The sequence below is a fragment of the Mycobacteriales bacterium genome (assembly GCA_040902655.1).
Lineage (GTDB): Bacteria > Actinomycetota > Actinomycetes > Mycobacteriales > SCTD01 > SCTD01.
On sequence record JBBDWV010000044.1, the window covers coordinates 19768 to 31712 of the forward strand.

Annotated in this window: 12 protein-coding genes; 7 read left to right on the forward strand and 5 right to left on the reverse strand. The window is 71.6% G+C overall.

Features of this window, described 5'->3' with window-relative positions; all coding sequences use genetic code 11:
* Positions 1-16: 16 nt before the first annotated feature.
* Positions 17-730, reverse strand: coding sequence for a LysM domain-containing protein (locus WD794_12225; protein MEX2291076.1), 714 nt, complete (start codon positions 728-730; stop codon positions 17-19).
* Positions 731-842: 112 nt separating this feature from the next.
* Here WD794_12225 and WD794_12230 point away from each other — a divergent pair, with 112 nt between their 5' ends.
* The gene (locus tag WD794_12230) at positions 843-1394 is read left to right on the forward strand and encodes a hypothetical protein (GenBank protein ID MEX2291077.1); all 552 of its coding nucleotides are present in this window, start codon (positions 843-845) and stop codon (positions 1392-1394) included.
* Positions 1395-1406: 12 nt separating this feature from the next.
* On the opposite strand, the gene WD794_12235 is transcribed toward WD794_12230, so the two are convergent.
* Positions 1407-1643 (reverse strand): helix-turn-helix domain-containing protein, encoded by a 237-nt coding sequence (locus tag WD794_12235; GenBank protein ID MEX2291078.1) that lies wholly within the window; start codon positions 1641-1643, stop codon positions 1407-1409.
* A gap of 228 nt (positions 1644-1871) precedes the next feature.
* Between WD794_12235 and WD794_12240 the strand changes: the two genes are divergently transcribed.
* Positions 1872-2621 carry an SAF domain-containing protein gene (locus WD794_12240; GenBank protein ID MEX2291079.1) on the forward strand — a complete coding sequence of 250 codons (750 nt, stop codon included), beginning with the start codon at positions 1872-1874 and terminating at the stop codon, positions 2619-2621.
* Positions 2621-3928 carry a hypothetical protein gene (locus WD794_12245; GenBank protein ID MEX2291080.1) on the forward strand — a complete coding sequence of 436 codons (1308 nt, stop codon included), beginning with the start codon at positions 2621-2623 and terminating at the stop codon, positions 3926-3928. The genes WD794_12240 and WD794_12245 overlap by 1 nt, the downstream gene beginning before the upstream one ends.
* Positions 3929-3952: 24 nt before the next feature.
* On the opposite strand, the gene WD794_12250 is transcribed toward WD794_12245, so the two are convergent.
* Positions 3953-4852, reverse strand: a complete 900-nt coding sequence (locus WD794_12250) for a hydroxymethylglutaryl-CoA lyase (GenBank protein ID MEX2291081.1) — start codon at positions 4850-4852, stop codon at positions 3953-3955.
* A gap of 435 nt (positions 4853-5287) precedes the next feature.
* Here WD794_12250 and WD794_12255 point away from each other — a divergent pair, with 435 nt between their 5' ends.
* The 3 genes from WD794_12255 (at position 5288) to WD794_12265 (ending at position 8545) form a co-directional block, all read left to right on the forward strand.
* A complete protein-coding gene (locus tag WD794_12255; protein MEX2291082.1) occupies positions 5288-6424 on the forward strand; it encodes a C4-dicarboxylate TRAP transporter substrate-binding protein in 1137 nt (378 codons plus the stop codon).
* Between the two features lie 109 nt (positions 6425-6533).
* A complete protein-coding gene (locus WD794_12260) occupies positions 6534-7085 on the forward strand; it encodes a TRAP transporter small permease (GenBank protein ID MEX2291083.1) in 552 nt (183 codons plus the stop codon).
* A gap of 53 nt (positions 7086-7138) precedes the next feature.
* Positions 7139-8545: a TRAP transporter large permease gene (locus WD794_12265; protein ID MEX2291084.1), complete on the forward strand. Its 1407-nt coding sequence runs from the start codon at positions 7139-7141 to the stop codon at positions 8543-8545.
* 7 nt (positions 8546-8552) lie between these two features.
* On the opposite strand, the gene WD794_12270 is transcribed toward WD794_12265, so the two are convergent.
* Together WD794_12270 and WD794_12275 are read right to left on the reverse strand one after the other, a co-directional pair.
* On the reverse strand, positions 8553-9101 hold the full coding sequence (locus tag WD794_12270; protein ID MEX2291085.1) for an NAD(P)H-dependent oxidoreductase: 549 nt from the start codon (positions 9099-9101) through the stop codon (positions 8553-8555).
* A 61-nt stretch (positions 9102-9162) separates the two neighbouring features.
* Positions 9163-10215 (reverse strand): AraC family transcriptional regulator, encoded by a 1053-nt coding sequence (locus tag WD794_12275; protein ID MEX2291086.1) that lies wholly within the window; start codon positions 10213-10215, stop codon positions 9163-9165.
* A gap of 287 nt (positions 10216-10502) precedes the next feature.
* Between WD794_12275 and WD794_12280 the strand changes: the two genes are divergently transcribed.
* Positions 10503-11816: a bifunctional 3,4-dihydroxy-2-butanone-4-phosphate synthase/GTP cyclohydrolase II gene (locus tag WD794_12280; GenBank protein ID MEX2291087.1), complete on the forward strand. Its 1314-nt coding sequence runs from the start codon at positions 10503-10505 to the stop codon at positions 11814-11816.
* Positions 11817-11945: the final 129 nt, after the last annotated feature.

Below are 11945 nucleotides of genomic sequence, written 5' to 3' on the forward strand. Positions count from 1 at the left end.
CCTCCGGAGAGTGGGCTCAGGGCGAGGCGGGTGGCGGGGTCAGGCGGGTGCCGGGCTGGATCACGTCGGGGTCGTCGCCGACGGCTTCGCGGTTGGCCGCCCACCAGGAGGGCCAGGCCTGGGCAATCTCGGCATTGCTGGGCGCTGCGCCACCGCGCCTCCTCAGGTCCTGCGCGGCCAGCCTCCAGAGCGAGTCGCCCGGGCGTACGACGACCGGGCCGGCAGCAGTGGCCGCGCCCCAGTCGAGGCTGACGCCCGGGACAGCGGCCGGGACGACGCCCGGCCCGCCGAGGGCGTCCGGGGCGGCGTCCGGGACGGCCGGCGCGCGGGGGGCAACTGGAGCGCCGGGTGCGGCGACCGCCGGAGGGGCGCCGCACATCCCGAGCGCCACGGTGAGACCGAGCGTGACCTCGACCGCCCGGCACACCGCGGTGGGGGCGATCCGGCGGGCGGCGGCGGCGAAGGCGCGGCCGGTCAGGCCCGGCAGGTGCCCGCCGGCCGTCAGCGCCACGGTGAGGGCGAGCCAGGTCGTCAGCCCCCAGGCGAGCAGTGCCAGCAGGGCGACGAGTGGCGCCGTCTGGTCGGTCGCGCTGCCGACCTCACGCAGCTGCTGCACGGCGGCAGTGGGGCCGGGTGCGGCCACGACGAGCAGCAGTCCGGCGGTAAGGGTGCCGAGCGCGACCGCGCGGCGGGTCGGGCGGCGGGTCGGACGGCGTGTCCTGGTGTTCATGTGTCCCCCGCCCGTGTATACGTTCGTTTGTGTGCGTTTGATGTTATAAACCTTCATCTACAATGGGTCAACACAGGTTGCGCCGCATCGGTTCAGCAGTCAGGGTGTGTCCATGCGCTGGCAGCGGTTGTTCGAGGACTTGGAGGCGCAGTTCGACGCCGCACGGACGGCGGAGTTGGCCGGGGAGGTGGCCGAGCGCACCCGGCGGGAGGCGGCGCTGCTGCGCCTGGCCGACCGGCTGCGGCCTGCCGTCGGCGCCTCTGTCGTGGTGACCCTGCCGGGAGTCGGGCTGCTGCGTGGGCAGCTGCTCGATGCCGGCACCGACTGGCTGCTGCTGGAGGAGCCGGGTGTTCGGGAGGTGCTGGTGCCGCTGGCGGCGGTGCTCGGCGTGACGGGAGTGGGGGCGCGCTCCGCCGCCCCGGACCACAGTCCGGTGACCAGGCGCCTGGACCTGCGGTGGGCGCTGCGTGGCCTGGCGAGAAGTCGTACCGGCGTCAGCCTCGGCCTGGTCGACGGTTCGGTGGTGACCGGCACGCTGGACCGCGTCGGCGTGGATCACCTGGACCTGGCCGAGCACGCCGCGGGGGAGGCGCGCCGGGCGGGCGCGGTCCGTCAGGTCAGGCTGGTGCCGCTGACGGCGATCGCTGTGGTGCGCAGCGACTGATCGCCCCGGTGGTCAGTCCTCGACGAGCTCACCGTCTCGTGCCTGCTGGGTGCTGAGGAAGGCCCGCGTCTCGGCGTAGCAGCGCTGGATGTACTCCTCGAGTGCGGACCGTTCCACTCGCCACTGCCCGCGCCCGCCGATCTTGATGGCCGGCAGCTCGCCGGACCGGACCAGCGCGTAGGTCTGGGAGGAGGAGATGTTCAGGACCTCCGCCACGTCGGTGAGCTGCAGGAAGCGCCCGGCAGCCATGGAGCCCTCCTCGATCGTCGGTGAAGCGGGCCTGCCCGCTCCCCCGAGTCTGGCACCGTCCGTTCCGTGCCGGGCAGATTGTCCACAGCAGCTGTACGACTCGGCGACCGGGACCGGGACAGCTCGCCTCCCGGTGGCGGCCTGTGGACACGGCTGCGGGGATGCTGCCGGTAGGACACCATGTGCGGCGCCCCCGGCCGCGCCGGGCGCGCAGACCCAGGAGGAGCGTTGTCCGACACCCCCTCCTCGCCCCCGGCGAGCCGGCTGTCCAGCCCCGGGTGGCTCGACAGCCGGCTGGTGCTCGGCGTGCTGCTCGTGCTGGTCAGCGTGGTGGTGGGCGCGCGCGTGCTGTCCTCCGCGGACCGCAGCACCCTGGTCTACGCCGCCGCCAGGGACCTCACCGCCGGCAGTGTGCTCGGTGAGAAGGACCTGACCCCGGTGCGGGTTCGGCTGTTCGAGAACGCCGCTGCCTACGTCGGCGTCGCGGACGACCGGAGCCCCAGCGGGCTGGTCCTGCGCCGTGCCGTCGGGAGCGGCGAGCTGTTGCCGCTCGAAGCGCTCGTCGTCCCGGGGGAGGATGTGGACTACCGCCTGGTCACCGTGCCCGTCGACGTCGGCCACGCCCCGCCAGGGCTGGCCGCGAACGCCCAGGTGGACGTCTGGGTCACGCCGGACCGCCGCAGCCGGGACGATGCCGCGGCAGCAGGGGGCGGGCCGGCGGGTCCGGCGACCGTGCGTCCGCTGGAGCTGCGCGGCGCCCAGCTGGTCCTGCAGGGTGTGACGGTGCTCGAGGTGCGGTCCGACGGCGCCGGCTTCAGCGGGTCCACGGCCGTCCCGTTCGTCCTGCAGGTCCGCCCGAGCGAGGTCTCCGCGCTGGTCTCCGCGATGTCGCTCGGGCGCATCGACCTCGTCCGGCTACCGCGCGCGGCCGAGTCGTCGGGCCGGCTCGAGCCGGTAGCCGGGTCCGGAGCGGGCTGATGGCGGTCCCCGTACTCACCGCCGTCAGTGATGCCCGTTGGGAGGCTTCGCTCGTCGCCGCGCTGGAGCGTGGCGACCTCGGCGTCTCGGTCGTCCGGCGCTGCGTCGACCTGGCCGACCTGCTGGCGACCGCCGCGACGGGCCAGGCGCGGGCGGCGCTGCTCTCGGCTGACCTGCGCCGGCTCGATCGTGACGGGCTCGGCCGGCTGGCGGTTGCCGGTGTCGCCGTCGTCGGACTCGTCCCGCCCGCCGACGAGGGGGCCGAGCGTCGCCTGCGCCAGCTCGGGGTCCTGCACGTCCTGTCCTCGGACAGCTCGCCGGAGGAGTTGTCTGCCGCCGTCCTGCTCGCCGTGACCTGCGCCGCGGCACCCACCGCGGGTGAGCGGACGGCGCTGGCCGATCCGCGGGCGGCGTTGCCCGACCTGCCGCCGCCGCCGGAGCCGGTGGACGTCCCGGAGGTCGGTCTCGGCACCGGTCGGATCCTGGCGGTGTGGGGCCCGACCGGCGCACCCGGCCGGACCACCGTCGCCGTGACCCTCGCCGGCGAGCTGGCCGCGCTGGGCCGTCCGACGATGCTCATCGACGCCGACGTCTACGGCGGAGCCGTCGCGCAGGTGCTCGGCCTGCTCGACGAGGCGCCCGGGTTGGCTGCGTCCTGCCGCCTGGCCAACAACGGGATGCTCGACCTCGCCGCGCTGGCCGGGCTCGCCCGCACCGTCAGCCCCACGCTGCGGGTGCTGTCCGGCATCGCGCGGGCCGACCGCTGGACCGAGCTGCGACCGGCCGCCCTGGAGGTCGTGCTCGAGGTGTGCCGCTCGTTGACGCCGGTCACCGTCGTGGACTGCGGCTTCGCCCTCGAGCAGGACGAGGAGCTCGCGTACGACACGGCAGCCCCGCGCCGCAACGGTGCGACGCTCACCGTGCTGGAGGCCGCCGACACCGTCTACGCAGTCGGCGCGGCCGACCCGGTCGGCCTGCAGCGGCTCGTCCGCGGGCTGGCCGAGCTCGCCGACGCCGTTCCCGGCATTGCGCCTGTGGTCGTCGTGAACAAGCTGCGCGGCGGCGTGATCCCCGGCAACGCCGAGCAGGAGATCCGTGGCGCACTGGCCCGCTACGCCGGCGTCACCGACCTCGTCTTCGTGCCGGCGGACGTGGCGGGGCTGGACACCGCGCTGGCCGGCGGCCGGATCCTGGCGGAGGCGGTGCCCGCCTCACCGGCCCGGCTGGCGCTCGCGGGTGTCGCGGCCTCGCTGCTGGGCGTTCCGCGGCCGGCCAAGCCCCGGCGCCGGATCCTCGGTCGTCGTTGAGTTCGGCGCGGTCGCGTCGCACGGTCACGGGAAGGTGTTGGCGCGGGGGAGCAGGGCCGGGACGTCATGACCGAGTTGGTCGGTGAGGAAGCTGGCGGTGGGCAGCAGGGCGGGCAGGTCGATGCCGGTGCGCATCCCCATGCGGTGGAGTAGGTAGAGGAGGTCGTCGGTGGCGATGTTGCCGGTGGCGGCGGGGGCGAACGGGCAGCCGCCGATGCCGCCGGCGCTGGCGTCGAGCACGGTCACGCCGGTGTCGACGGCGGCGACGGCGTTGGCGAAGCCGGTGTTACGGGTGTTGTGGAAGTGGAAGCGCAGCTGCTGGTCGCCGCCGATGCCGTCGCGGGTGGCGTGGGTCAGGTCGCGGACCTGGGTGGGGACGCCGACACCGATGGTGTCGGCCAGGCACAGCTCGTGCACGCCCCAGTGCGCTGACTGCTCGGCCAGCTCGACCACCCGGTCGCGGGAGACCTCGCCCTCGAACGGGCAGCCGAAGGCGGTGGCCAGGGTCACGGTGGTGAACAGGCCATTGGCGCGGGCCGCGTCCACGACGTCCTCGGCAGCGCGCATCGCCTCCTCGGTGGACATGTTCTGGTTGCGCCGGCTGAAGGTGTCGCTGACGCAGACCACCACGTTCACCTCGTCGACGCCGGTGGCCAGTGCCCGGTCCAGGCCGCGTCGGTTGAGCACCAGCCCGGCGTAGGAGACGCCGTCGACGCGCGGGACCTGCTCTATCACCGCCTCGGCATCGGCCATCGCCGGCACCAGCTTGGGGTGGGCGAACGAGACCGCCTCGATCCGGGTGGTGCCCGCCGCGACGAGCCGGTGAATCAGCTCCACCTTCGCGCCGGTCGACAGGATCACGCTCTCGTTCTGCAGCCCGTCGCGCGGGCTGACCTCCACGATCGTGACGTCGGTGACGTTCACTGCCCCTCCACTGGTCGCGCCGACGGACTGATTGCCCCCCGACTGGCGCCTTCCGACCGGCCCCGGCGCACGACCGGCACGCGCCCTCCGGCGGGCCTTTTCTGACGCTCGATGTCCAGGCGGAGGCGAGGCGGCCACGCTACGGGCCGGCGCTCAGCCGCAACAGCCGCGAAGCGCTCCCGTACGACCGGCGAGCGCAGGCCGGCCGGTCGCACTCGTCGCTGTCCGTCCAGGGCGGACGGTGGTCGCGGCCAGGTCTTCGGTATTGCGCAGGTCACACCACGTGTGTAGCCTGCTCCACGCTGCGGATGTCGAGTCCACTGAGTGGATGCGACTCGTAGCTGAGGAAGACGGGGTGTAGCCCGCTCGCGACTGTGCAGCGGCCTACGCCCCGCGACACGTCTCACGACATCGATCCCTTGGAGAGGGGACAACATGCCGGGTAGCAAGAGCTCTAAGGGCCGGCTCCCACGGGTGCGGTGGACGGCGGCTCTGGCGGTCCTGCCGCTGCTGGCTGCCGCCTGTGGCGGGGGCACGGGTGGGCAGTCCGGTGACGGACGGTCTGTCAAGCTGGCGTATGCCAGCCCGCTCCCGAAAGGTGGGCTCAACTACGGTTTCGACTGGTGGGCCGACGAGGTCGAGAAGCGCACCGACGGGCAGGTGACGTTCGAGCGGCACTACGCCGGGTCCATGTTCGGCGTGCAGGAGACCTTCGCCGCGCTCGGTGACGGGCGGGTCGACGTCGGCTGGCTCGGTTCGGCCTTCTTCCCCGCCGAGCTGCCGTTGTTCAGCATCGCCGGTGTCCCGTTCCAGACCGACCACCCGCTGGGTCAGGCAGGCGCCTTCTACGAGCTGTGGAAGAGCAACGAGGCGTTTCAGTCGGAGTGGGAGGAGCACGGCGTCCGGCCGATCATCTTCCAGCCGTGGTCGGGCGGCGTGATGGGAACCAAGAAGCCCATGGACAGCATCGACAAGCTGAAGGGTCTCCGTCTCCGGACGGTCGGTTTCGTCGCTCCGGCCATGAGCGAGCTGGGGGTGGAAACGGTCGCCATCCCGACCGAGGAGCTCTACGAGGCGATACAGCGTGGGGTCGTCGACGGATACGCCCCCTTCTCGTTCGACCGCTCCATCGTCGACGCCGGCGTGACGGATGTCGCGCCGTACACGCTCGACCTGCGTATCGGCCACTACGCGCAGGCGCCGATCGCCATGAGTCAGCAGACCTGGTCCAAGCTGCCCGAGGATGTCCAGAAGGTCCTGACCGAGGTCGCGGAGGAGTTCATGTTCGAGCAGGCCCTCGACCTGTACACCCAGCAGCAGACCGAGACGTGCGACCACATCCTGCAGAACGGCGGCACGGTGACCCGGTTCAGTGATGCGCAGCGGGACGAGCTCGAGAAGCGCGTCAAGAACGTCTCGCTCGAGACGTGGCTCGGGAACACCAAGAAGCAGGGTGTCGACCAGCAGGTGGTGGAGGAGTTCCGCGAGCAGTTCCTGGCCGAGCACGACAGGATCGCGTCCGAGGTGGACTACGAGCCGGGCGCCGAGGCGTGCGCCAGCCGTAAGCAGTAGCCATCATCGATCTGCGGGCACGGCGAGGACGGGAGCGCGGCGAGGCGCTCCCGTCCTCGTCTCCGCGCAGTCGCCGCCTCACCACATCGGCCGAGAGGACCGACCCACGATGACCAGAGTTGTCCAGCGGGCCTTGAGCGGCATCGCCATCACGATGAACGTGCTCGCCGGTGCGATGCTGCTGTACCTGATCCTCAGCGCGGCTGTCGACGTCGTCGTCCGTGCCCTCACCGGACGTGGAATTCCCGGCTCCATCGAGTACGGGGAGGTCGCCCTGGTGATGCTGGCCTTCCTCAGTCTGGCCCGCACGCAGCAGAAGGACGGGCACGTGACGGTCGACCTCCTCACCAGCCGGCTGCCCCGGCGGACGGCCGCCGGTCTGGAACTGGTGGGCATGTCCGTGGCCCTGGTGTTCCTGATCTGGATGACCTGGGCGAGCTACGAGCAGGCGGTCGTGTCGGTCGCGCGCGGCGAGTACCGGTTCGGGACGGTGAGCGCTCCGGTATGGCCGGCGCGTGTCGCGATCGCGGCCAGCCTGGCGGCCCTGGTCGGCGTCATCGCCGTCCACCTGGTGCGGCTGTTCCTCGAGCTTCGCGGGCGGTCGGGCAGGGCTGCCGACCTGGAGCCGCCGCCACTGCATGCGGACGAGAAGGCGCTGTGACCGTGGCCGCCCGCCGCCAGAACCACCACTGAGAAAGCGACAGAGAAAACAACATGGACCCGATCGCAGCCACCGTCATCGCCTTCGTGGTGCTGTTGGCCTTTCTTGCGTGCCGCGTGCCCGTCGCTATCGGTCTGCTCGCCAGCGGCGCCCTGGGCTTGTTCCTGCTCCGCGGGTTCAGCTTCGCCGAGGGGACCCTCGGGCGACTGCCTTACCAGACACCTTCCCGGTACGTGCTGGTCGTGATCCCGCTGTTCATCGCGATGGGCGTGTTCGCCAAGCACGGAAGCCTCGCCGAGGACGCCTTCGCGGCGGCGAAGCCGCTGCTGCGCAAGGTGCCCGGCGGGCTGGGCATCGCCACCATCGCCAGTTGTGCCGGCTTCGGGGCGATCAGCGGTTCCAGCGTCGCGACCGTGGCGTCGGTGGGACCGATCGCCGTCCGCGAGATGAAGTCGGAGGGCTACCAGACGTCCTTCGCGGCCGGGATCGTCGGCGCGGCGGGCACGCTGGGCGTGATGATCCCGCCCAGCATCGCGCTGGTGCTGTACGGCATCATCACCGGGGAGTCGATCGGCCTGTTGCTGATAGCCGGGATCGTGCCCGGCCTGGTCACCGCAGCGTTCTACTCGGTGGCGATCGTCGGTCGCGTGCTCGTGAACCCGAGTGTCGGCGGCCGGACGCACCGGCGTGGCCGGAGCGGCGCGGTGACCGAGCATGATTCGTCGCCGGCCGACGTCCGAGCCAGCTCCGGTAGCGGCTCGACGGCCGTTGCGGTCGTGCCCCGTCTGGGCCTCGCCCAGTTGCTCAGCCTGTCCCGCATCGTCGTGCTCTTCCTCGTCGTCATGGGCGGCATCTACCTGGGGGTGATGACCACCAGTGAGGCCGCCGCCGTGGGCGCCTCGCTCGCTCTGCTGTTCCTGCTCTATGACGCCTGGCGGGAGCGGCCGGGCATCTGGCGCACGGTGTCCAGCGCCTTCGGTGAGGCCATCAGCCTGACCAGCATGGTGTTCGCGCTCCTCATCGGTTCGGCCATCTTCACGCTCTTCATCGTCACGGCCGGCATTCCGGCGACCTTCACCACGTGGGCGACTGGGCTGACGCTGCCGGCGTGGCTGGTGGTGGCGGTGCTGCTGCTCGCCTTCGTGCCGCTCGGCATGTTCCTGGATCCGATCTCGATGCTGCTCATCGGCGTCCCGCTCACCTACCCCGTAGTGATGGCGCTGGGGTACGACGGGATCTGGTACGGCATCCTCATCGTCAAGATGGTGGAGCTGGCGCTGATCACCCCGCCGGTCGGGCTCAACCCCTACGTCGTCGCCGGTTCGTGCGAAGGGGTGACCGTGTCGCAGGCATTCCGTGGCGCGTCGTGGTTCTTCGCGCTCGAGCTCGCCACGATCGCGATGTTCTTCGCCTTTCCCGGTCTGGTCACCTGGCTGCCGGAGCTGGTCGGAAGCCGCTGACGCCAGGTCACACCAGCGGTTCCAGCCCTCGCAGCGAGACCGACGTACGTACTGCGGCGGTCAGGTCGACCAGTGCCGTGCCGTGCGTCCGGGCGAGCTCCTCGGCCCCAGGGGCGAGGCCCTTGTCCTCGGTGAAGTCCTTGTGGTCGAGGTAGAGGGCGGGCGACAGGGTCTGCGCCGCGAAGAAGGTGGCGAGCACGGCCCGGAGCCCGTCCGTCGCGAGGAAGTGGTGCCCGCTCGCGCCGGTCATGACGAGCGCGGTCGCCTTGCCGCGCAGCGGTGCGGTGCCCTCCCCGTGCCTGCCGCGCTCGGTACGCTCGAGCAGCTGCTTGAGGTGTGCGCTGTAGCTGGCCCGGTACACCGGGCTGCCGAACACCACGGCGTCCGCGCCGTCCATGAGGGCGGTCACCTCCTCGAGCGAGGCGTCAGCCAGCTCGACGAGGCGTGTCGTGGCGCCTGCCGCTTCCGCCCCGGCGAGCATGGCAGACAGGGCGGTGGCGGTCCGGCCTCCCGGCTGGGGACTCGCCACGACACCCACGATCGTCAGGTCCTGCAAGATGGTGGCCTCCTGATGTGATCCTGCTGCCCGTACCCGGGAGGCGGCGCGGGGCGTCGACTCAGCTGCGCAGGGTCGCGCTCGGCAGCTCGCCGAAGCGGTCCCGGTACTGCTGCGCGAACCTGCTCGGGTGGAAGAACCCCCACTTCATCGCGACATCGGTGACCCGCACCTCGCCGGCGTCGCTGCGGAGCAACTCGGCGCGCACGTGGTCCAGGCGCAGCCGCCGAAGGTAGCTCATCGGGCTCTCGCCCAACGCCTGCTGGAAGGAGGCATGCAGGCTCCGGACGCTCATGCAGCCGACCCGGGCCAGCTCCTGCGGCGTCAGCGGCTCGTCGGCGTTCGCCTTCATGTACTCCACCACCGGAGCGAGTCGACCCAGACGTACCGTGTCCGGTGGCGACAGCAGGGTGTCGGAGTGCTGGTGCCGGCCGGCGTGGAGAAGCTGGGTCATGACGAAGGCCTCGAGCTGTTCACGCGCGAGCGGCATCTCGGCCAGGCCACCGGGGCGGTTGAGCTCCTCGGCCAGGAACCGGACCGAGCTGAGCAGGCTGCGACCGGTCGGGGTGGTGAGGTCGAGACCGAAAGCGAAGTCGAGCACGTCGGTGACCGGCTGTCCCAGCAGTTCGCCGAGGTGGCCCTCCAGGCTCGCCCGAGGAATCTTCAGGATGAGCTGTTCCGCGTCGGGACGCCACCGCACCGTGTTGCGCTGGATCGGGCTCAGGACGACGCCGCTCTGGTCGCCGACGGTGCGCTCCCGTCCGCCGTCGGTCCGGTCGGCGTACGTCTGTCCGGCAGTGGTGAGGTTGATGTGGTAGCAGTTCTCCGTCGCCGGCATGACCAGCTCGGTCCAGGCGTGGTAGGTCAGGTAGCCCAGCGTGAAGTGGTGGTCGGAGACGGCGTTCAGCGTCATGTCGACCCGGTCCTGCGCGGCGGTCAGGTCGTGCGGTAGGTACACGCGGGTGACCGCATCACGCGCCTCCTCGAGGCTGTTCGTGCCCAGGACGGGGAAGCGGGAGAGCGGGCGGTCGCCGGGCAACCGCGTCGCGACGGTCCTCGCGGCCTCGCCCGGCCTGCCGAGCATCTCCGTGGCGCTCGCTGTGACATCCGGCACAGCATGACCGTAGCGGCGCCGCTGCGGCACCTCCAGCCGAGGAGTGCAGCCGACTATCCAGTGAGCGCGGCAACCGGCCCGAGATCGGCGCTGCGCGGCCACTGTTGTTCGCTGCGCGGCTAGTGGGCGCCGCGTCCGCTCTCTAGCGTCGCGGTGTGGCTTGCGCCACAGCTGCGCTGAGGAGGTTTCATGACGGCGGCTGAGTTCGACGCCCGGATCCGGGCGGTCACCGGCGAGGCGAGTCAGGGGTTTCGGCCTGCGGCCGGGACGCCCGGCCGGGGCCGGACATGACGGGGCGACGGTCGCCCGCGGAGGCCGTCCAGCACGCGATCGCCGCGCTGGCGGCAGGCGGCATGGTGGTGGTCGTCGACGACGCCGACCGCGAGGACGAGGGCGACCTGGTCGTCGCTGCCGAGCTGGTCACCGACCAGCAGGTGGCCTTCATGGTGCGGTACGGGACGGGGATCGTCTGTACTCCGATGTCCGCTCAGCGTGCTGACGAGCTGCGCCTCCCGCCGATGGTCACCGAGAACACCGATGCCCACGGCACGGCGTTCACCGTGACGGTCGACCACGTCGGCACCGGGACCGGTGTCTCCGCCGTGGACCGCGCGGCGACCATCCGCGCCCTGGCGAATCCGGCTACCTCACCCGGGGAGCTCCGGCGGCCGGGACACGTCTTCCCGCTCCGGGGGCGGAACGGCGGGGTCCTGGCCCGGGCCGGCCACACGGAGGCTGCTGTCGACCTGACCACCATGGCCGGCCTGTCCGGCGTCGGTGTCATCACGGAGATCACTGCAGACGACGGCACCATGCCCAGCGGCGCGAGCGTGGCTGCCTTCGCCCGGAAGCACAGGCTTCCGCTCCTGGCGATCGCCGATCTCGTCCGGTACCGGCGCGCCACCGAGCGCTTGGTGGAGCAGGTGGCGACCTCGGCGATGCCGACCGCCTTCGGAGCCTTCCGCGCCGTCGCCTACCGCTCCAGGCTCGACGGCAGCGAGCACCTGGCCCTGGTGATGGGAGATGTCGCCGAGGCCGGCCGTTCCGTTGCCGGGGCGCTCGTGCGTGTCCACAGCGAGTGCCTGACCGGCGACATCCTCGGCTCGCTGCGCTGCGACTGCGGCGGGCAGTTGGAACAGGCACTGCGAGCCGTCGCTGCCGAGGGCTGCGGCGCAGTCGTTTACCTGAGGGGGCATGAAGGCCGGGGTATCGGCCTGGGACACAAGATCCGCGCGTATGCCCTGCAGGAGCAGGGGCTGGACACTGTCGACGCCAACACCGCGCAGGGCCTCCCGGCAGATTCGCGCAGCTATGGCGTCGGCGCGCAGATACTCGGAGACCTGGGCATCAACCGCCTGCGCCTCATCACGAACAATCCCGCCAAGTTCGGCGGTCTGGAAGGCTACGGGCTCACCGTTGTCGGACGGGTGGCGCTGCCGGTGGTCGAGACGCCGCACAACGTGCGGTACCTGCGGACCAAACGCGAGCGCATGGGGCACGAGCTGGACGTCACCGGCTCCGGGTCCCTGCCGAGTGCCTCGCCGGGATCGGTTCGACGGTGCACGTCGGACGCCGCTGTCGCCCTGACGCCATCGCCCTGACGAGGTCGCTGACGTGGTGCGGACAGCGGGTGTCGCTGACGGGATAGGCCCGGTGATGTGACCTTCCCTACGTTCCCAGGACCGCGGGAAGTTCCCACCGAGAACGCGACCGACCGCTCTGGCCGTTCA

What these genes read in the sequence shown, in the direction of transcription:
- WD794_12235 (MEX2291078.1), bottom strand. Translation starts at nt 1,643, where the DNA reads ATGGCTGCCGGGCGCTTCCTGCAGCTCACCGACGTGGCGGAGGTCCTG.
- WD794_12255 (MEX2291082.1), top strand. Translation starts at nt 5,288, where the DNA reads ATGCCGGGTAGCAAGAGCTCTAAGGGCCGGCTCCCACGGGTGCGGTGG.
- WD794_12245 (MEX2291080.1), top strand. Translation starts at nt 2,621, where the DNA reads ATGGCGGTCCCCGTACTCACCGCCGTCAGTGATGCCCGTTGGGAGGCT.
- WD794_12265 (MEX2291084.1), top strand. Translation starts at nt 7,139, where the DNA reads ATGGACCCGATCGCAGCCACCGTCATCGCCTTCGTGGTGCTGTTGGCC.
- WD794_12260 (MEX2291083.1), top strand. Translation starts at nt 6,534, where the DNA reads ATGACCAGAGTTGTCCAGCGGGCCTTGAGCGGCATCGCCATCACGATG.
- WD794_12230 (MEX2291077.1), top strand. Translation starts at nt 843, where the DNA reads ATGCGCTGGCAGCGGTTGTTCGAGGACTTGGAGGCGCAGTTCGACGCC.
- WD794_12280 (MEX2291087.1), top strand. Translation starts at nt 10,503, where the DNA reads ATGACGGGGCGACGGTCGCCCGCGGAGGCCGTCCAGCACGCGATCGCC.
- WD794_12225 (MEX2291076.1), bottom strand. Translation starts at nt 730, where the DNA reads ATGAACACCAGGACACGCCGTCCGACCCGCCGCCCGACCCGCCGCGCG.